This is a genomic window from Longimicrobium sp. (assembly GCF_048594345.1).
GTDB lineage: Bacteria > Gemmatimonadota > Gemmatimonadetes > Longimicrobiales > Longimicrobiaceae > Longimicrobium.
In genome coordinates this window covers 21,708-41,352 of record NZ_JBMDXM010000278.1, presented here as the reverse complement: position 1 = coordinate 41,352, position 19,645 = coordinate 21,708, and the positions used below count along the sequence as shown (strand labels likewise).

The window sequence follows — 19,645 nt, the reverse complement described above, 5'->3', positions numbered from 1 at the left end:
CGTTGCGGCTCCGCGGCCCGTCATGGGCCTCGATGCCTGCGTTGGTGCGGCCGGTCTGCTTCGGCGTGCTGCTGCGCCCGGCGGTGCGCCTGGCCCGGCGGGCGATGCTGCGCCGTCCCGTCCCCGTCCCGCGCGGCGAGCGCGTCGGCGGTGGAGAGGCGGTGTCTGCCGTATCCGCGGAGCGGAGCGAGCCGCCTGGGCAGCGCTCCGTGGCGTCCTGACCGTGGCGTGAGAGGAACGTTCAGGCTCCGCGGGAACGGCGGGGGGAAGGGCAGGAGGCGGGCCGGGGTGCGACGGAATCGGGGAGCAGCCCCGTAAGGTACATACAGGTACGAACCTGAGACGAACTCGAACTGCGGTTTGCGCCCGGTGCCGATCGGCGCACCTGTAATGGACCGGTGTAACGCCACGATGCACCTGTAACTGCGCGTTACAACCGGCGGGTTACGTGAGGGGTTTTCGGTGAGGCCCGCCGTGGCCGGTTCGGGTTGTGGCGCCGCGCGGGCACGCGCTAGGTTGTCCGCCGCGCGCCGGCCTTGCTCATCCACCGCCGAACGGTGGATTGGCGGACGCCGGGGATCTCCGGAAATCGATGCGACAGAGCGAGGACGAGGGCGCCGGTCCCGCGGACGCCACGCGGGCGGCGGAGTACTACGACGCGGCGTGGCTGGACGGGGTGGAGCTGCCGGGGACGGGGATCGTGGGGCTGATGCTGGGCGACCAGCTGCATCCGCCCATGGTGGACGACGCCGGTGTGTGGGGCGATGGCGCTCGGTGGGTGGAGGGCGCGCGGGAGTGCACGCGCCGCCTGGCCCGGATGGCGGGGATCGGCCCGGCGGACACGGTGCTGGACGTGGGGTGCGGGGTGGGCGGGGCGGTGCGGCAGGTGTCGGCGGAGACCGGCTGCCGCGCGGCGGGGCTGAACGTGAGCGCGCTGCAGCTGCGGACGGCGGCGTCGCTGGGCGGACCGGCGGGCCGCGTGGCGTACCTGCTGGGTGACGCGCAGCGCATCCCCGCGCGCGAGCGGGCGTTCACCTGCGCGTGGACGTTCAACATGTTCTACCACATCCCCGACAAGCCGCGCGCACTTGCGGAGATGCACCGCGTCGTGGCCCCCGGCGGGCGCCTGGCGTTCGACGACTGGGTGCTCACGGGGGATGCGGACGAGGCGGACCGCGCGGGGCTGCGCCACCACTGGAGCAGCCCGGACTGGATGACGGACGAGGAACTGCTGGACGCCATCCGCCAGGCCGGCTTTGAGCTACGCGAGCTGCAGGACTACACGGACGTGGGCGCCGGGGTGATGCGGCGCCTGTTCCCGTCCACCTACGACCGCGACTTCGCGCCGCGCATCCGCGCGCTGGACGCGGCGTGGGGCCAGCGCATGGCGGACGACTTTCGCGACGCCGTGCAGCACACCATCGACCTTTATGCGTCGGGCAGGCTGCGCTACCTGCAGCTGGTGGCCGAGCGGCGCTGAACGGAATCATGCCAAAGAAGTCCAAGCTGTACACGCGCCACGGCGACCAGGGAGAGACGTCGCTGTTCGGCGGCGAGCGCGTGCCCAAGGATCACCTGCGGGTGGAGGCGTACGGGCAGCTGGACCACCTTTCCGCGACGATCGGCCTGCTGGTCGTTTCCCTCTCGGACGACGAGGTGGCGGCGGAGCTGCGGCAGGTGCAGAACGACCTGTTCGACCTGGGCGCGGAGCTGGCGACGCCGCCGGACAGCCGGCTGCAGTACAAGCTGCCGCAGCTGATCGGCGAGGCGGACTGGCGCCGGCTGGAGGGCCTGCTGGACGCCTACGACGCGCAGGTGCCGCCGCTGCGCACCTTCGTGCTCCCCGGCGGGCACGAGACGGCGGCGCGCGCGCACCTGGCCCGCACCACCTGCCGCACCGCGGAACGCGCGGTGGTCCGGCTGGCGCACGAGGAAGAGGTGCGCGCGGACGTGCTCACCTATCTGAATCGTCTCTCCGACTTTCTGTTCGTCTGCGCGCGCCTGCTGAACCATCGCGCCGGCGTGCACGAGGTCACCTGGCAGCCTCGCCCGCGCGACCCCGATACGGCCGAGTAGATCCGCGGGCCTGGTGCCGCGCGACTGAAAGAATGGGTCTCACACGGAGTCAACGGAGTTAACGGAGTTTTCTCGTGCCGTTGCCTCCGCGTTCGTGCGGATCCACAAAAGAAGGGTCTCACGCAGAGTTACCAGAGTTAGCAGAGTTTGCTCGTGCCGATGCCGCTGCTCTCGCGGTGTGAAGCCGGATTGCCACGTGTCGGGTGCGGGTGGAGGAGGTCGGCGAGGCAGGGTCTTCTGTGAGAGCGTCGGGAACGGGAAGTAGATGGAATGCGGCAGGGGGGCCATCCGCGTTTTTTGGGGGAACACCATTCCCGCCATCTGCATCGCGTGGCTGCAGGCGCCGAGGGGTGAGGATCGGTGGATGATGTCCGGAGCGCAGCGGAAGCACGTCGATCGCACCACCTGATGCGCGATCTGTAGAACCGTCCGCTCGCGCCCGCGATTGAGGTGAACGGGGCGCCGCGGGCTTGATCGAGAAGGGAACGGGCCCCTCGTCTTTTCGCGAAGGAGAATCCCGCACACCGCCGGCGGCGCGGTGTGCGGGATTACGGTACGGGGCATGGGGAGATGCCGCGCGCAAAGTCGAGTAGTTCTCCTCATACGGAGCCAGGGGTGTAGGGCGCATACTGTCGGGAGGAAGCAGAATCGTTTCCTCACTGACAGGATGCACTACCATGCGTTCCCGCACGTCCCGGCCCCTTGGCCTGATCTCCTGGCCCTTCCGCAGCACCGTGACCTCGCCCGTGTGGCTGGTGCTGCGCATCTACCTTGCCTCCATCTGGATGCAGTTCGGCGTTGCCAAGCTCAAGGGCGGCTGGCTGCGCGGCGACGCCCTGGAAGCCCTGCTCGAGGCCGTGGCCGAGGGGCAGACGCCGGCGCCGTTCCCCTTCTATCCGCGCGTGGCCGAGATCCTGGTGGCCACGGGGATGGATGCGATTCTCTGCATCCTTATCCCGCTCGCCGAGGTCGCCGTCGCCACCGCGTTCCTCACCGGCGTAATGCTGGTCCCCGCCGCCATCTGCGCCATCCTGCTCAACCTGAACCTGATCTTTGCCGGCGTGGCCTCGGTGAACTTCGATGGGCGCATCATCGCGCTGCAGCTTCTGCTGCTGGCGGCGTGGCGCGTGGCCGGGTACCTGGGCCTGGGCAAGCGCTCCTGGTGGCGCGGCTGGTGGAACCACCGCCACCCCGGCGCCGGGTCCCGCGGGGGCCCGATTCCGGGCGCGACGTGAGCCGATCGATCCGGAGAAATCCCGGTTGAAGGCGTGGTTCGCACGATGGAGATGGTGCCTGGGCGCATCCAGTATTGCGACGGCGTGGGCGGGGGATGATGATAAGGATCATCAACCCTGACCGTTGGGAGCCATGAGCCAGGAACGCGCGGGTATTTCGGACGATGCGGTGCGGGCGGCCACGGGGCGCACGCCAGCGGAGTGGGAGGCGCAGCTGGATGCGCGCGGCGCCGCGGACCTCTTGCACAAGCAGATTGTGGCGCAACTGCAGGAGCTGGGCGTGGAGCGCGGCTGGTGGAGGCAGATGCTCACCGTGGATTACGAGCGGCGCAAAGGCAAGCGCGCCCTGGGCCAGACGGCGGCCACCGGCTTCGAGATCGGCGTCCGGCGCACCCTGCAGATCCCGGCGGACGACGCCTGGCAGCTGTTGATGTCGCCCGAGGGCGTGGGGGCGTGGCTGGGCGGCAAGGGGCCGCGGTGGGAGAAGGGGGAGACGTACACGCTCAAGGACGGATCCGCTGGCGAGGTGCGCGTGTTCAAGCCCGGCAGCCACCTGCGCATGACCGTGCAGCCGGAGGGCTGGCCCCGCGCCTCGACCCTGCAGGTGCGCGTGATGCCCTCCGGCGAGGAGAAGACGGTCATCTCGTTCCACCAGGAGCACCTCCCCGGCGCCGCCGAGCGCGAAGAACGCCGCAAATTCTTCGAAGCCGCGCTGGATGCCCTGCAGAAGCGGGTGAAGATGGGGTAGGCCTGGCCGAGGAGTCGGATGGGACGGCTCTCGGATGAGCGGCCACCGGATGAATGACCCCGGATAAGCGGTCCCGGATGAGCGGCCCCGGATGAGCGGCCCCGGATGAGCGGCCCCGGATGAGCGGCCCCGGATGAGCGGGTAAACCCGCTGCTGGGAAAGCGATAAGCCCCGTTCGGCGACGCTGACGCATCGCCGAACGGGGCTTCACCTGCTCGTGCGGGCCAGGGCCGGCGCGCCGCACGCGGAAGGGTCTTTCGTCGTGCACCGGCGGAAACGCACCGCAGGCGTTCGGGACATCAGCCCCTCTCCCACGCAGTTTGTGGGAGAGGGGCAGGCGAGGAACGAGCCGGGGTGAGGCCCCGTGGGTCACCTGACCCATTGCACCCACGCCGAAGTTTTTTCCCAATTCTTGCCTGTGGCATCCGTTCCCCGATTGTACCTTCCCAGCCCCACTCTGATGTCCCAATCCCACCCGCTTTGGCGATCTTTGTTTAGGTTATAATATGTTGTCAGTTAATGGTTTAAAGCTTATGTGCCACCGCATGCCGCACTTCGGTCCGCAAGCTGCCTTGGGGTGTGGCACATCGGACGGCGGACGCCTCCGAAACATTCTGAATCCGGGAGGCGGGCGGCCGCCTCCAGAACCCGATAAAGGACACCGACCATGTCGAGCAAACTCGCCTCTCCGCAGATGGTGCTGAACAGCCGGATGCTCTACACCAGCTGGATTCCGGCTGACCCGGCCGCGGCGGCGCGCCTGCTTCCCCCGGCGCTCAAGCCGGCGGCGAACCACGCCATCTACATGAACCAGTACGTCGTCGACTCGGCCGAGCAGACCACCGGCTTTGGCGCGTACTCGCTTACCTACCTGGGCCTCGACGTCGCCGGCCATCCGGCGCCCGACGGCGTGACCCCGGGCCGCTTCTTTACGAACTACTTCAACTCGTCCGAGGTGGTGCGCCAGTACGCCCGCGAGCGCGGCGTCCCCGCCACGCCGGGCACCACCACGCTCGAGGTGGCCGGCGGCATCGTGACCGCCACCACGCACGTGGACGGCCGCCCCATCATCCGCACCCGCGCGGAAGTCGGCGACGTGGCCGACATCACGCTGGCCGGCCACCTGCGCTACATCACCCAGGTGCGCGACCGGCTGGTGAGCGGCAACTACCCGTACGTGGGCGAGCTGGTGAGCAAGTTCAACGTGCTCTCCATCGAGTTCCTGGACCCCGCGCACCCGGTGTACGCGCTGCGCCCGGCGTCGCCGCTGCAGGTGGTGGCCGGCTCGTCGTTCTACGCGCCCAGGGATTCGTTCGTCTACCCCGGCGGCGAGTATGACATGGGCCCCGCGAACGGCAAGCGCGAGCACGCCGAGGATCGGGAGCTGGCGGCGGTCTGATGCGCCAGCCGCGTGCAAGCGAGGGGCGGGTCCGCCCGGGCCCGTCCCTCGCCGCGTTTCCGGAACTCGCGACGTACGTTTCGCGTACGTCTCCCCGTCCGCCGAACCGCGCCGACCTTCCTACGAGCCGCGCCATGCAGGCCATTGCCCCCTCGCGAATCCTCCGCTCCGCGCTGATGGTAATCCTGATCGGGGGATCCATCGCGGCGGCGCTGGCGTTTGGCGCATGGCACCTGCTGCCGTACGAGGCGCTGGAGGCGCAGACGCCGGCCCAGCGCTACGGCCTGTGGGAGGGGGTGATGTGGGGACTGGGGCTGGCGGGGACGCTGTTCGGGCTGGCCGCGCTCTTCAACGCGACGGACCTGTACGGCGCCAACACGGTAGAGCACGTGCACCAGCTGGCGCAGGATGCCAGGCGCGGCCGCACGCTGTACTCCGACCTTCCCGCCGTCCCCTGGCTGCTGCTGGCCTGCGGCGTCGCGCTTCTCCTGATCGCCATGCTCACGCGATCCGTTGTAGTCGGTTGATGCTGCGCAAAACGTTGATTTCCTGAGGGAGCGCCGCGCCGCACCTTGCGATGCACCGCACTCTGCGCGCGACCGAAGGATCTCGCCGGCATAATCGGGGGGGCCGGCTCCTGAACACTGGAGCTGGCCCCTCGATTATGCGACGGTAGCACACTGTCATCCTGAGGAGCGCACTCTCGTAACTCTCCTGACCACAGAAGCTTGCGCGCGAAGGATCTCCAGCGGGTCGCGCCAAGCCCAGCCATGGGAGCCGTTCAAGTCGCTCTGTTGCCAAACCTTGCCTGCCCCAACGGGGGCGTGGGGGCAGGGGTTGAGGCGCTTCGGATAGAGATCCTTCGGTCGGCGCACGGGCTGCCGCGCGTCACCGACGGTTCCGGGGGGCGCCTCTCTCAGGATGACAGGTGGGGTCGGACGGGGACTCTGAGCCTGAGAGGGTGCTGCCACACCTCACCCGCTCCCAACAGTAGCACACGGTCATCCTGAGAGAGCGCACGCCCGTAACTTTCATGACCACAGAAGCTTGTGCGCGACCGAAGGATCTTTGTCGGGTCGCGTGGGACCCAGCCTTACGAGCCGTTTGGTCGCTTCCGCTCCGCACTCGCGGTGGCGGCAATCAAACGTACGTCGTCCGCCCGACATGACTGGAACGGATGGCGCCGGTTTCCTATGTTGTCGCCATCCGAGAACATCACCATCGCACCCCCGGAGAGCCCCGAATGCAGCCGTCCGTCCCATCCGCCACCGAGATCCCCAACGCCGCCCGCATCTACAACTACATGCTGGGCGGCTCGCACTGGTTTCCCGCGGATCAGGCCGCCGCGGACTACATGTCGTCGCTGGTGCCGTCCACGGCCAAGTGGGTGCGCATGCTGCGCGACTTTCTGCAGCAGGCCGCGCGGCGTTTGCACGCCGACGGCTTTCGCCACTTTGTCGATTTCGCGTCGGGCCTGCCTACGGAGGACCACATTCACCCCGTAGTCCCCGGCGCGCGCGTCGTCTACAGCGACGTGGACCCGTACACGCTGCAGGTGGCGCGCGAGCTGACGGCCGGGTTGCCCGACGTGCTGTACCTGGAGCACGACGTAAAGCAGGCGCGCACGCTGCTGGAATCGCCGCGGTTGACGGAGTTCCTGGGCGGCGAGCGGCGCGTGGCGCTGGGGGTCAGCGGCGTCACCGTCTTTCTTTCGCCGGACGAGATCCGCGCGCTGCTGCGCGACCTGTACGACTGGGCGGCGCCCGGGTCGCGGCTGTACATCACTTGGGAAACGCGCCAGCCGGGGCAGATGACGCCGCGCCTGCAGCAGTTCCTTGACATGTTCGCGGCCACCGGCTCTCCGTTCTACCTCTACACACCCGAAGAGGCGATGGAGATGTGCGCGCCGTGGCGTCTGCCGGAAGGCGGCCTTCCCCGCGTCGCCGACTTCCTGGGCCTCCCTGCCGGCCACATCACCGACGACGACCGCGAGGGCGTGGGCCTGGAGTTCTACGCCGGGATCCTGGAAAAGCCCTGAGGGGGTGTTGCCAAACCTCATCCGCGTCAACGGGATTGCGCTGTCATCCTGAGGGAGCGCACGCCCATAACTTTCTTGACCACAGAAGCTTGCGCGCGACCGAAGGATCTTTGTCGGGTCGCGCAGGGTCTGGCCCCCGGGAGGCGTTCAAGTCCCTCAGCCGGACGAATCCGAGGGCCCCGCGCGCCAGTCTGGCACGAGCATCCGACAGTAGATTTCTCAGTCGAGCGCAGACTCCAGCGAGGCGGAAAAGTGCCGGCTGTGCGCTCCTTCGAAGAGAAAGTTTGGAGGAACCGCGCCGCAGGCATTTGTGACGTTTATACCCTCTCCCGCTCGCGGGAGAGGGTGCGAGCCTAAGCGAGCGGGTGAGGGTCCCCTCAGTCGCGCGTAAATTTCAGTGGGACGGAAAGTGCTGGGTGCGCGCTCCTTCAAATGACAGATTCGAGGAAATGCGCCGCAGGCATTTGTGCGACGTTTATACCCTCTCCCGCTTGCGGGAGAGGGTGCGAGCCTAAGCGAGCGGGTGAGGGCCCACTTGTCATGATGTCGTAAATCCTGCGTGCGGGGGGTAGCGCCGTAACCCCGGCGCAACCCATGCTTTCATCCCGGCCCAACGCTACGCACCGCATCCACCCGCACCGCATCCGCCCCAATGACCGATACCGCCGTCCACCTGCGCTCGCACACCGCGTCGTCCCACCCCCGCGGCGAGGGCGTCCGCTGGCTGGAGGAGGAGCCGTACTACATGGCCGCGGGGCAGGAGGTGCAGATCTTTGAGCAATGCCACGCGCAGGGGCTTCCGGTGATGCTCAAGGGCCCCACCGGCTGCGGCAAGACGCGCTTCGTGGAGCACATGGCGTGGCGGCTGCAGCGTCCGCTGGTGACCATCGCCTGCCACGACGACCTGTCCGCCAGCGACCTTACCGGCCGCTACCTCATCCGCGGCGGCGAGACGGTGTGGATGGACGGGCCGCTGGCCGTAGCCGCGCGCATGGGCGCCCTCTGCTACCTGGACGAGGTGGTCGAGGCGCGGCAGGACACCGTCGTCGTCATCCACCCCCTCACCGACGACCGGCGGCTGCTGCCGGTGGACAAGACCGGCGAGCTGATCCACGCCGCCGACGGCTTTCAGCTGGTCATCTCGTACAACCCCGGCTACCAGCACGCGCTCAAGGACCTCAAGCCCAGCACCCGCCAGCGCTTCGTGGCGCTGGAGTTCGACTTTCCGCCGGAGGAGCTGGAGACGCGCATCGTGGCGCACGAGGGCGGCATCGACCCCCGAGCCGCGGCGCCGCTGGTGCGGCTGGCGGGTCGCGTCCGCCGCTTGCGCGACCAGGGGCTGGCGGAGTCGCCCAGCACGCGGCTGCTCATCAGCACCGCGCGGCTGATGGCGGGCGGCATTCCCGCGGAGCAGGCGTGCCGCGCCGCGCTGGTCAACCCGCTCACGGACGATCCGGACCTGCTGGCGGCGATCGGCGACCTGATCGCCGCCACGCTGTAGCGCCGATGCCGCCCCCCACCGGCCTGGCCGGCCGCGGCCGCGCGCTCCTGCGCCGCTGGCGCCCCGCCCCCCAGGCACCCGTGCTGCGCCTGGACGACGTGCGCCGGCGGCTGGAGATCCTGATCGCCGCGGTGTACGGCCGCTCCATCCCCATCGTCGCCACCGCGCCGCCGGAGCGGACGCACTGGACGCGGCGCCTCTTTTTCCCCGAGCCCGGCCACCTGCGCCGCGACGAGCTGCTGGCCGCCGCCGACGCGGAGCGCGTGCACCTGCCGCCGCAGCTGGATGCGTCGGAGGGCGAAGCGGCGGCGCTGGCGCGCTACCGGCTGCTGGCCATCGCGCAGGCGGAGCGGATCGCGCGGGGCACGCCGCTCTTCGTCCCCGACCTGAACCCGCGCTGGAACCGGCACCTGGTGGCCGCGGGTGCGCTGACCAACACCGAGAACCCGGGGCCCATCCGCGACCTGTACGTGCTGCTGGAGGGCGCGGCGGTGGACGCGGCGATCGCGCGCGCGGTGCCGGGGCTGGCGCCGGCGTTGCACGCGGAGCGCGCCCGTGCCCTGGCCTCACGCCCGGACCCGGACGCGCTGACCCCCGCGGAACGGAAGGTGGAAGCGCTGGCGCGCCGCCTCCTGGAGCTTCCGCCGGGTGAGGCGCCGCCGGAGCTGCAGCCCGGCGCCACGCCCGCGGAGTCGCTGCAGCGGGCCCGCGCGCTGGCCGCCGAGCTGGGGCGCGGCCGGTACCGCGGCATCGCCGGAGTGGCGCCGTGGGGCGCCGTGCTGCGCGGCCTGCCCCCGGGCGCCATGCTGGTCGCCGACCTGCCGCCCATGCTGGGCAGCGTGGGCGGGCCGGGGATGGCCGGGGTAGGCATCAGCAAGGGACAGAAGGAGGAGAAGGGAAAGACGGCGGCCGTCTCGCCGCTCGCGCTGGACCAGGACAAGGGAAAGGCCGCGGACCCGGCGGGGGACGACCGGATGGACCCCGAGAGGGCGGACGGGGACGCTTCGGCCGAGCCGGCGGAGCCGGTGGAGGGACAGGAGGGCGGCGAGCACGCGGACGGGGCCCCCGCGCCCGGAAGCGGCGCGCTGCCGGCGGTCGCCGGCGGCGGCGCGTCGTCCGCGCCGGCGGCGGAGGGCGGGACGCCGTATCCGGAGTGGGATCATTCGCAGTCGCGCTACCGGCCGCGCGCCGCCGTGGTCCGCATGCTCCCCGCGGCGCTGGGGGATGAGGGGTGGGCCACGGCGCTGCTGGCGCGGCACGGCCCGCTGGTGCGGCGGCTGCGCGAGCGCTTCGAGCGGATGCGGGCCCAGCGCACGCGGCTGATGCAGCAGCGCCGGGGCGACGAGCTGGATCTGGCCGCCTGCGTTCGGGCGATGGTGGACCTGCGCACCGGGCACTCGCCGGACGACCGCCTGTACGCCGACGTGCGCCCGGCGCGGCGCGGGCTGGCCATCACGCTGCTGGTGGACATCAGCGGGTCCACGGACGAGTTCGTGGGCCAGTCGCGCATCATCGACATCGAAAAAACGGCGCTCCTGCTCACCAGCGAGGCGCTGGACGCGCTGGGCGACGTGTACTCCATCCTCACCTTTTCCGGCGTGGGCGCGGGCGACGTGCGGCTGCGCACCCTCAAGGACTTCGGCGAGCACAACGGCAAGGCCGTGCGGCAGCGCATCGCCGCGCTCAAGCCCGAGGGGTACACACGCATGGGTGCCGCCATCCGCCACGCCGTCGCGCAGTTCAGCCGCACGGCGTCCGGCCACCGCCTGCTGCTGATCCTGTCCGACGGCAAGCCCAACGACCAGGACCACTACCAGGGCCTGTTCGCCATCGAGGACGCGCGCCAGGCCATCGCCGAAGCGCGCGCCGCCGGGGTGCACCCGTTCTGCCTGACCGTGGACCGCAAAGGCTCGTCGTACCTCACGCGCATCTTCGGAGCCTCCGGCCACGTCGTCCTGCGCCAGCCGGACCAGCTGCCGATGGCGCTGGTCGGCGTGGTGCGGCAGATCCTGGCGTCGGGGTGAACGGGTGAACGGGTGAACGGGTGAACGGGTGAACGGGTGAACGGGTGAACGGGTGAACGGGTGAACGGGTGAACGGGGCGATCGCTGGCCCCCATCGTTGACTTCCTGAGGGAGCGCCACGCAAAACCCTGCCATACCTCCACCCCCTGCGCGCGACTGAAGGACCTCGCCAGCAGGACGACGGGGCTGGTACCATGCCGTGATCCAGCCCCTGCGTGGCCGAGAGGAGGTCCTTCGGTCGCGCGCAAGCGGTTGCTGGCGTTCGCATTCGGTGTGGCGCTCCCTCGGGAAGCCAACGATGCGTCTGCGTCAGCGGAAACTGGAGAAGCCCGGCCGCTTCGCGAAAGGCAGCCGGGCTTTTTTCGGGTCCGCGCGCATCATCCCGCTTTCGGCGTGGCGCCGTTCTCGCCATCATCCATCCTGACGATGGTGGATGGGGACGCACGGGCACGGGGAGGAGCCGATGGTGAAGCGATACGAGTTCGAGGGCGCCGAGGTACGGGCGCTGGTGGAGGAGTCGCGCGCGGCGGCGGAGCGGCTGATGACGGAGGCGCAGCGCTACCTGGCGGCGGGGATCGACATCCACGCCGAGCAGGCGGAGTGGAACGGCGAGGTGGACCACCCCGGCACCGGCGCCGAGCCCGGCCTGTGGCTGATGAACGACCGCGGCGTGTACCTGCGCAGCAACGCAAGGAAGCGCGACGACGATTCCGTGGCCTGGGCGCGCGGCTTTCGCGGCGAGGTGGCCGTGGAGGACGAGCCCACGTGCGAGTTCATCGGCGCCGCCACGCTGGATCCCGTGAAGCCCGGCGACACCCTGGTCGTCACGCTGGACGAGCGGAAGGTGCGCCTTTCCCTCATCCGCCCGGACTGAAACGATGGTCTCACACGGAGTCAGCGGAGTCAACGGAGTCAGCGATGATCAGCCGCTCCGTTGACCCCGTCGACTCCGTGTGAGTCGATCTTTTTCCTGTGAGATGTACGCTACCGAGGAAAGGAAACGATGGACGTGAACCAGCCCTGGCACCCGGGCGAGACGCCGGACGAGCAGGACGCGCGGCGGCAGGCGTACGAGCGGCTGTCGGCGGCGGCGCGGCGGGTGGGGCTTTCGCTGGAGCGCCTGAGCGACGTGCTGCGCCAGGTGAACACCAACGAGACCGAGACGCGCCGCTTTCTCGCGGACGAGGTGTACGGCGTGCCCGACGAGCACCTGGACGACTACCTGCGCGTGCGCATGGCCGACACGACGCGCGAAAAGGGAACGGAGTAGCCCCCTCGGCGCCACCGTGCGAACGTGATCCCAAACCGGTTTGCTTCTTGCCTTTAGGAGAGTATCTGCTCTCGTTCCTCCTGAGGCCGCATGCCGGGCACGCACGACCAGCCGCACCCTTCTTCGCGCGTTCGCGGACGCCGCGGACTGTCACGCGTGGTGGACCGCAACGTCCGCGCGCTGCTGGCCCGCCGCGTCGACGAGGACCGCACCAAAACGCGCTCCGAGCGCATCGCCGACGGGGTGACGCGCTTTACCGGCAGCATGCGGTTCGTCTACATCCACATGGCGCTGTTCGGAAGCTGGATCTTCATCAACCTGGGAATCGTCCCCGGGCTGCCGCGCTTCGACCCGTCATTCGTGATCCTGGCGATGGTGGCGTCGGTAGAAGCCATCTTCCTCTCCACCTTCGTCCTGATCAGCCAGAACCGCATGGCGGAGCTGGCCGACAAGCGTGCCGACCTGGACCTGCAGATCAGCCTGCTTGCGGAGCACGAGATCTCGCGGATGCTGTCGCTGGTGCAGCAGGTGGCGGAGCGGATGGGGATCGAAGACGCGCTGGACCCCGAGCTGGACGAGCTCGCCCGCGACGTGCACCCCGAGGCGGTGCTGGACACCATCGAAGAAAACGCCCGCGCGTTCGAACGGTTCGAGGGCTCGGCGTAGAAGTGCGGAAGTGCGGAAGTGCGAGAGTGGATCGAATCCGGAAAATAGGTTCGGTCCGATCTGGCAAACGGTGTCATTCTGAGCCTGAGGGAGGCGCACCTCCGGTCCCGTCCCGGTGCACCATTGCCGGTGCGCCGACTGGAGAATCTCTTTAGGAAACGGGCGGCCTCTCGGGCAAAATCCAGTCGTAGCTGACAGGATGGTGCGCCCATCCGGCAGATTCTTCGGTCGGCGCACGGGCGTTGGTGCGAGGCCCACCGCGCCACGCGGGCGCCTCCCTCAGCCTCAGAAGGACAGCGATCCGCCGGATCGTAGCAGTACTCTTTCGGATTCACCCGTATCGCATCGGCAAAGAATCGAGCGGTGCCTCCTTGGGGAAGCACCGCTCGCTTTTCATCCATCGAAGATCCGCCGGCTTCAGCCGCGTCCGGCCTCCTCCAGGCGCGGCGACTCGTGCGTCTCGCCCGCGCCGTCGGCGAACTCGCGGCAGGCCTGGACAAAGGCCCAGAACAGGCGGCGGTCCGGGTCGCGGTGGTCGCCGGCGGGGCCGTGGGCTTCGCCGCGCTCCGGGTGCCACTGCACGCCGTACATCCACGGGTGGTCGCGCCCTTCGACGCCTTCGATGATCCCGTCCTCGGCCCACACCGTCGCGGCCAGCGAGGGCGCCAGGTCGCGCACGGCCTGGTGGTGGAACGAGTTGATGAACAGCGTGGTGGTGCCGAAGATGTGCTCCAGCCCCGAGCCGGGCTCCACCCGCCCCGCGTGCCACCGTTCGTTCACCGGCGCCTGCTGCTCGTGCAGCACGTCGCCGCCCAGCTGCGAGGGAATGTCCTGGTACAGCGTGCCGCCCAGCGCCACGTTCAGCACCTGGATCCCCCGGCAGATGGCCATGACCGGCATCCCCCGGCGCACCGCCTCGTGCACCGCGGCGATCTCCATCTCGTCGCGCTGGGGGTTGATCTCGTCCACCTGCGGAAGGGCCGTCTGGCCGTAGCGCGCCGGGTCCACGTCCTCGCCGCCGGTAAGCAGCAGTCCGTGGCACACGCCCAGGATGCGGCGGATGGACTCCTCCCCCTGCGCAGGCGTAAGCAGCACCGCCGTGGCCCCCGGCGCCTCGACCGCCGTGATGTAGCCGGCATTCAGCTGCACCCGGGGCACGTTGTGCACGCCCCCCGGCCACATGGTGGTGCTGACGGCGATGAGCGGACGGTAGGTCATTGCGGTGCGCGGGTTTGGTGGATGTTCACGACGCCACGCGATCCGCAGGTTCCGCGCCGGAGAAGAGGTACGAAGGTACGAAGGTACGAAGGTACGAAGGTACGAAGGTACGAAGGTACGAAGGTACGAAGGTACGAAGGTACGAAAGTACGGAAGTACGGAAGTACGGAAGTACGGAAGTACGAAAGTACGAAAGTACGGAAGTACGGAAGTACGGAAGAAATCTTCTCCCGTACTCTCGTACCCTCGTACTTTCGTACCTCCCTTACGCCACCGCCGCCGCCGGCGTGATGCACGTCCGGTTGCGGCCCAGCTGCTTGGCCTGGTACAGCGCCGTGTCCGCCAGCGAGATCAGCTCCTCCGCGGTGGCCGCGTCGCTCTCGGGCCAGGCGGCTACCCCGGCGCTCAGCGACCCGCGGACCGCCGTGCCGCCAAAGACAAAGGGGATGCCGGCAAAGTGCACGCGCGCGCGCTCCGCCAGCGCCGCCGCGCCCGCCGCCGGGGTGCCGGGGAGCACCACCACGAACTCGTCGCCGCCGTAGCGCCCGGCGCGGTCCACCGTCCGCAGCCCTTCGTTGCCCAGCCACGCGCCCAGCGCCCGCAGCACCGCGTCGCCCGCCAGGTGGCCGCAGGTGTCGTTGATCTCCTTGAAGCGGTCCAGGTCCAGGATCACGATGCTGAGCGGCGTGCCGCTGGCGCGCGCCTCGTCCAGCTCCGACTCCAGGTAGGTGATGATGGACCGCCGCGTGTCGCACCCCGTAAGCTCGTCCGTGTGCGCCAGGTCGTGCAATCGTTTCCGCTGCTCCACCAGCTTCTGAAACAGCTGCACCCGGCCGCACGCCTGGACGATCGCCTCCACCACCCGCTCCGCCAGCTCCGCCGCCTCCTCGCCCAGCACCGGCTCGTCCACCGTGGCCCGCTCCACGAACACGCCCGTCAGCTGCTCGGTGATGGGGAAGGGAACCACGATCACCGAGCGCAGCGGCAGCGGCATCTCGCGCTTTTCCCACTCGATCCGCACCCCGTCAAACAGCGGCGAGGTGGCCACGTCGCGCACCAGCACGGGCCGCCGTGTCTGCAGCGCCTGCCGCACCTCCGGGTACAGCGCCAGGTCCACCTCAAGCCCGTCCGTCAGCTCCGCCTCGGAGCTGGCGGCCACGCGCGCCACCGATTCGCCCTCCTGCACCGCCAGCACCGAGCACCGGCTCACGCCCAGGATCTCCGACGTGCGGCTGGTGACCAGGTGAAACATCTCGTCCGCCGTCACCACGCGGTTCAGCTCGCGGATCAGGTCGATGGCCTGCAGCCGCATGCGCGCGGCCTCGCGGGCGCGGCGCAGGTCGCGGTTGCGGCGCACGTGGCTTTCCACGCGGGCCAGCAGCTCGTCCAGGCGAAACGGCTTGGTCAGAAAGTCTACCGCGCCGTCGCGCAGCGCCGACACGGGAAGGGCGCCGTCGTTGGTGGCGGTGATCAGCACCACGGGGATGTCGACGAAGCGCGGGTCCATCCGCAGCGCCCGCAGCACCTCCAGCCCGCTCATCTCGGGCATCATCACGTCCAGCAGCAGCAGGTCGGGCATCTCTTCCGCCTGCTCCAGCAGGTCCAGCACGCCGCGGCCGCTTACCGCGGTACGGACGTTGTAGCCGGTAACCTTTAGCGCGCGATCCAGGCCCTGCAGAATGGAGGGGTTGTCGTCGGCGACAAAAACGGTGGCGGGACTATCGTTCATCGGGTGTGACGGTCGTTGCGCCGGCACGGGTGGGCCGGGCGAATGAATTCCTGCAAGCGGGGCCCGCGCGGCGGGCACGGCCGGGATGTCGGGTTTGGATCGGCGCCCGGGAAGCCGGGCAGTGGGCGGCGCTCCTCCGCCCGCTCCACCATCGGCGGATACGGGCGGCGTCCGTGCCGCAAGGCAAGAGCCGGACCATGCACCGTTCGCCCGCCCGCCCTGATCCCGCCTTGCCGGAGCGGGTGGGACGCGTCGCAAAATGCGGCATTTGCGCCACGGGGCTGCACCAGCGATGTCCCACGTGCCCCCGGTCCGTTTCCTGCGCCCCGCGCCGGTTCGAGCACGACGTCCTTTTGATCCAGACACCCGCACCGTTCGCAGCGTTGCACGTCACCACCCGCCACCGCGTTCCCATCCGCCGCATCGTTCTGGTGCTCGCCGCCGCGCTGGCGCTGGCCGCCTGCCGCGAAGAGGCGTCGCCCTGGGCGCACGAGCGGGTCGCCCGCATGACGCTGCGCGAAAAGGTGGCGCAGATGGTGGCGCCCGCCCTTTACGTGGGCGCCGACGCGCGCCCCGCGCAGGACACCGTGCTGGCGCGGCGGCTGGCGACGGAAGCGGTGGGCGGCGTGCGCCTTCTCCCCGGCTCGGCGGAGGTGGCGGAGCGCCGCGTGGCGCTGCTGCAGCGGTTCGCGCGGCGCCCGCTGCTGGTCATCGCCGACCTGGACCGCGGGGTGGGCGGCACCATGGCCGGCGCCGAGGAGCTTCCGCCTCCCGCCTCGCTCGGTGCGCTGGACGACGAGACGGTGGGGCGGATCGCCGCGCGCGCGGCGGAGGGTGCCGGCCGCATCGGCATCAACTTCGGCCTCCTGTCCGCGCCCTCGTTTCCCTACGCCGCGGGGCTTCCGGGCCCCTCCGGCGCCCAGGCGGAGCGTGCGTTCGCCGACTACGCGGCGGGGCTGGCCGATGCGGGGCTGGTCGTGGGGGTCCGCGCGCTGTCGCCGGGGCCGGAACCGGCGGATTCGTCGCTTCGCGTGCTGGCCTGGGACCGCGCCGCGGCCGAGGCGCTGCAATTGGACCTGCTGCGTACGCTGCTGGAGCGCGGCGTGGGCGGTGTAAAGCCGGCCTCCGTCGCCATCCCCTCGCTCACGCGCGACTCCGTGCCGCTGCCCGACAACCCGGTGTTCGTCACCGGCGTGCTGCGGCGCGACCTGGGGTTTGACGGGGTGGTGATCGAGGACCTGGCCCCGCCCGCGCCGCTGGTTTTGCGCTACGGCCCGGGCGAGGCCGCCGTACGCGCGGTGGCCGCGGGGGCGGACCTGCTCGTCGGCGTCGAGGATCCCAGGATCGCCATCGACGCCATCGTCCAGGCGGTGGAGTCTGGCCGCATCGCGCAGACGATGATCGACGCCTCCGTGGGCCGCGTATTCGCCGCCAAGGAAAAGCTGGGGCTGGGGATGCAGCCGGCGGCGCAGACGGACGCCAAGGGCAACGCATCGCAGCCTGCGGGGAATGCGCCGCCTTCCGCGCAGGGCGCCGACACGCTCGCCGCCGCCGCGCACCGCGCCGCGCTGAGCGTCCTGGGCCGCACCCCGCGCGAAGCGCTCCGCGGCTGCCGCACGACGGTGCTGGTGACGGACCGCAGCGTGTTGGCCAGGCCGCTTTCCGCCGCGCTCACCGCCGCCATCCCCGGGCTTACGCACCTGCGGACGGGCCGCCTGCCGCGCCGCGGGCCGCTGGTTTCGCCGCGCGTTCCCTTTGCCGCGGCGGACGCCGACTGCGTGGTCGCCGCCGCGTTCCCCGGTGCGCGGCCGCGGGTGGTGGACCGCATCGTCCCCGCGCTGCCGCAGCCGGATTCCGCCGCGCGCGACACCCTCCCCGCGTCGCGGCTGGCCGCGTTGCGCCGGGACACGACGGCGCGGCGCATCGTGTGGATCGACTTTTTTCCCGCCGTGGATGCGCCCGCGCCGACGGCCACGTCGCTGGTCCTGGCGCGCGGCACCGGGCCCCTGGCCCAGCGCGCCGCGGCGGCGGCGCTGGCTGATTCCGCCGGGCGGCGGTCGCCGGCGGGGATGGTCTGGCCCCCCGCGCGGATGCTGCGGATCGTCACGCCGGACTCCGTGGGGATGCGCGTGGACTCGCTGGCGCGCATCGACAGCGTGATGCGCATCGCCCTCGCCGACACGGTGTTTACCGCGGCGGCGGTCGCCATCGGGCGGCGCGGGCGGCTGGTGAAGCTGCAGGGGTACGGGCGCACCTCCGGCCAGGCGGTGGACCCGCGCATCACCCTGTTCGACATCGCGTCGCTGTCGAAAGTGGTCGGCACGACGGCGGCGGTGATGGCGCTGGTGGATGACGACCGGCTGGAGCTGGGCGCCCCCGTCCGCCGCTACGTTCCCGGCTACCGCGGCGAAGGGCGCGGCGACATCACCGTCCGCCAGCTGCTGACGCACACCGCCGGGCTTCCCGCCGGCGACTGGCTGTACGGCAGCGCGTCGTCGCCGGAGCAGGCGCTGCGGCAGGTAATGCGCACGGACCTGGTGACGCAGCCCGGCGAGCGGATGGTGTACAGCGACTTTGGGATGATTCTGATGGCCGAGGCCGTGCGCCGCGTGGCCGAGGAGCCGATGGACCGCTTTCTGGCGCGCCGCGTCTTTGGGCCGCTGGGGATGCAGAACACCTTCTACCTTCCCCCGGCCGAGCTTCAGCGCCGCGCGGTGCCCACGGCCGAGCCGGGCCGGGAGCGTCCGTACGAGATCGACGGCGTGGTGCACGACGGCAACGCGTACCGGCTGGGCGGCGTGGCCGGGCACGCGGGGCTGTTCTCTACCGCGTGGGACCTGGCCGTCTATTCGCAGACGCTGCTGAACGGCGGCGCGTACGGCACGCGGCGCGTCTGGGACGGCGGCACCGTGGCTTCCTTCACCCGCCGCCAGCCCAACGCCGCCACCCGCGCCCTGGGGTGGGATACGCCCGCGGCGCGCAGCTCGGCGGGGAGCTATCTGTCGGAGCGGTCGTTCGGGCACACGGGCTTCACGGGCACCTCCATCTGGCTCGATCCGACGAAGGAGCTGTTCGTGATCGTGCTCACCAACCGCACCTATCCCGGCGGCGGGCAGGGCGACATCCTGCGCATCCGCGGGCGCGTGGCGGACCTGGCGGCCAAGGCCATCACGGACCAGCCGGTCACCCCGCGCCCCGGCAGCCCCGCCGCCATCGAAGCCGCAGAGCGCGCCGCGGCCGCCGCCCGTGCCCGCGAGCGTGCCCGCCGCCGCCGTCCCCCCGCGCGCCGCCCCCGCCGCCGCGCCGAAATCGAGACGGTCGCGCCGGCGATGGCCTGGACCGCGCCCGCGCGCCTGGTGCCCGGCACCCCCGTCAAGCTGCCGGGGATGCCGGGGTGGATGATCGTGGTGTAGGCTGAACCGCCCTCGCGGATCCGCGGCCATCGCGCCGACTTCCTGTTCCGCGGCGCGCGCGCTCGGGTCCCACGCACCACCGTCGTCGCGATCGTGCGCGGATCGGACGCCGTCTTCGCCTGGAGCGACGCGACGCGGTAGATGCCGCGGCTGGCGGGCGGCCCTGTGTCCGCGCGACCGTCGGCGCCGCAGCGCTGAAAAGAATGGGCTCACACGGAGTCAACGGAGTGAACGGAGTTTTCTCGTGCCGATTCGTCTTGGTTCGTGCCGAGTCTGCGAAAAGAATGTTCTCACGCAGAGTTACCAAAGTTAGCAGAGTTTTCTCGTG

At 70.4% G+C, this 19,645-nt stretch carries 16 protein-coding genes; 14 read left to right on the top strand and 2 right to left on the bottom strand.

Annotated elements, in window-relative coordinates:
- Nucleotides 1-32: 32 nt before the first annotated feature.
- The 13 genes from ACOJUJ_RS28990 (at nt 33) to ACOJUJ_RS28930 (ending at nt 12,957) form a co-directional block, all read left to right on the top strand.
- On the top strand, nt 33-221 hold the full coding sequence (locus ACOJUJ_RS28990) for a hypothetical protein (protein WP_420130414.1): 189 nt from the start codon (nt 33-35) through the stop codon (nt 219-221).
- 371 nt (nt 222-592) lie between these two features.
- The gene (locus ACOJUJ_RS28985) at nt 593-1,480 is read left to right on the top strand and encodes a class I SAM-dependent methyltransferase (protein ID WP_420130413.1); all 888 of its coding nucleotides are present in this window, start codon (nt 593-595) and stop codon (nt 1,478-1,480) included.
- 8 nt (nt 1,481-1,488) lie between these two features.
- A complete protein-coding gene (locus tag ACOJUJ_RS28980; RefSeq protein ID WP_420130412.1) occupies nt 1,489-2,076 on the top strand; it encodes a cob(I)yrinic acid a,c-diamide adenosyltransferase in 588 nt (195 codons plus the stop codon).
- A 677-nt stretch (nt 2,077-2,753) separates the two neighbouring features.
- The gene (locus tag ACOJUJ_RS28975) at nt 2,754-3,311 is read left to right on the top strand and encodes a hypothetical protein (RefSeq protein ID WP_420130411.1); all 558 of its coding nucleotides are present in this window, start codon (nt 2,754-2,756) and stop codon (nt 3,309-3,311) included.
- Nucleotides 3,312-3,444: 133 nt separating this feature from the next.
- Entirely contained in the window at nt 3,445-4,059 is a 615-nt protein-coding gene (locus ACOJUJ_RS28970) for an SRPBCC family protein (RefSeq protein WP_420130410.1), read from the top strand.
- Between the two features lie 667 nt (nt 4,060-4,726).
- Complete coding sequence (locus tag ACOJUJ_RS28965) at nt 4,727-5,458, top strand: acetoacetate decarboxylase family protein (RefSeq protein WP_420130409.1); 732 nt, start codon at nt 4,727-4,729, stop codon at nt 5,456-5,458.
- A 134-nt stretch (nt 5,459-5,592) separates the two neighbouring features.
- Nucleotides 5,593-5,985 carry a hypothetical protein gene (locus tag ACOJUJ_RS28960; protein WP_420130408.1) on the top strand — a complete coding sequence of 131 codons (393 nt, stop codon included), beginning with the start codon at nt 5,593-5,595 and terminating at the stop codon, nt 5,983-5,985.
- Between the two features lie 716 nt (nt 5,986-6,701).
- Nucleotides 6,702-7,496: an SAM-dependent methyltransferase gene (locus tag ACOJUJ_RS28955; protein WP_420130407.1), complete on the top strand. Its 795-nt coding sequence runs from the start codon at nt 6,702-6,704 to the stop codon at nt 7,494-7,496.
- A gap of 745 nt (nt 7,497-8,241) precedes the next feature.
- Complete coding sequence (locus ACOJUJ_RS28950) at nt 8,242-8,997, top strand: CbbQ/NirQ/NorQ/GpvN family protein (RefSeq protein WP_420130450.1); 756 nt, start codon at nt 8,242-8,244, stop codon at nt 8,995-8,997.
- A 5-nt stretch (nt 8,998-9,002) separates the two neighbouring features.
- Nucleotides 9,003-11,021 (top strand): nitric oxide reductase activation protein NorD, encoded by a 2,019-nt coding sequence (locus tag ACOJUJ_RS28945; protein WP_420130406.1) that lies wholly within the window; start codon nt 9,003-9,005, stop codon nt 11,019-11,021.
- 463 nt (nt 11,022-11,484) lie between these two features.
- Entirely contained in the window at nt 11,485-11,895 is a 411-nt protein-coding gene (locus ACOJUJ_RS28940) for a hypothetical protein (protein ID WP_420130405.1), read from the top strand.
- A 129-nt stretch (nt 11,896-12,024) separates the two neighbouring features.
- Entirely contained in the window at nt 12,025-12,291 is a 267-nt protein-coding gene (locus tag ACOJUJ_RS28935; RefSeq protein WP_420130404.1) for a hypothetical protein, read from the top strand.
- A gap of 90 nt (nt 12,292-12,381) precedes the next feature.
- On the top strand, nt 12,382-12,957 hold the full coding sequence (locus ACOJUJ_RS28930) for a DUF1003 domain-containing protein (protein ID WP_420130403.1): 576 nt from the start codon (nt 12,382-12,384) through the stop codon (nt 12,955-12,957).
- 417 nt (nt 12,958-13,374) lie between these two features.
- On the opposite strand, the gene ACOJUJ_RS28925 is transcribed toward ACOJUJ_RS28930, so the two are convergent.
- The gene (locus ACOJUJ_RS28925; RefSeq protein ID WP_420130402.1) at nt 13,375-14,175 is read right to left on the bottom strand and encodes a gamma-glutamyl-gamma-aminobutyrate hydrolase family protein; all 801 of its coding nucleotides are present in this window, start codon (nt 14,173-14,175) and stop codon (nt 13,375-13,377) included.
- A gap of 265 nt (nt 14,176-14,440) precedes the next feature.
- Entirely contained in the window at nt 14,441-15,904 is a 1,464-nt protein-coding gene (locus tag ACOJUJ_RS28920) for a diguanylate cyclase (RefSeq protein WP_420130401.1), read from the bottom strand.
- Between the two features lie 383 nt (nt 15,905-16,287).
- Here ACOJUJ_RS28920 and ACOJUJ_RS28915 point away from each other — a divergent pair, with 383 nt between their 5' ends.
- A complete protein-coding gene (locus ACOJUJ_RS28915) occupies nt 16,288-19,317 on the top strand; it encodes a serine hydrolase (RefSeq protein WP_420130400.1) in 3,030 nt (1,009 codons plus the stop codon).
- The last annotated feature ends 328 nt before the right edge of the window (nt 19,318-19,645 follow it).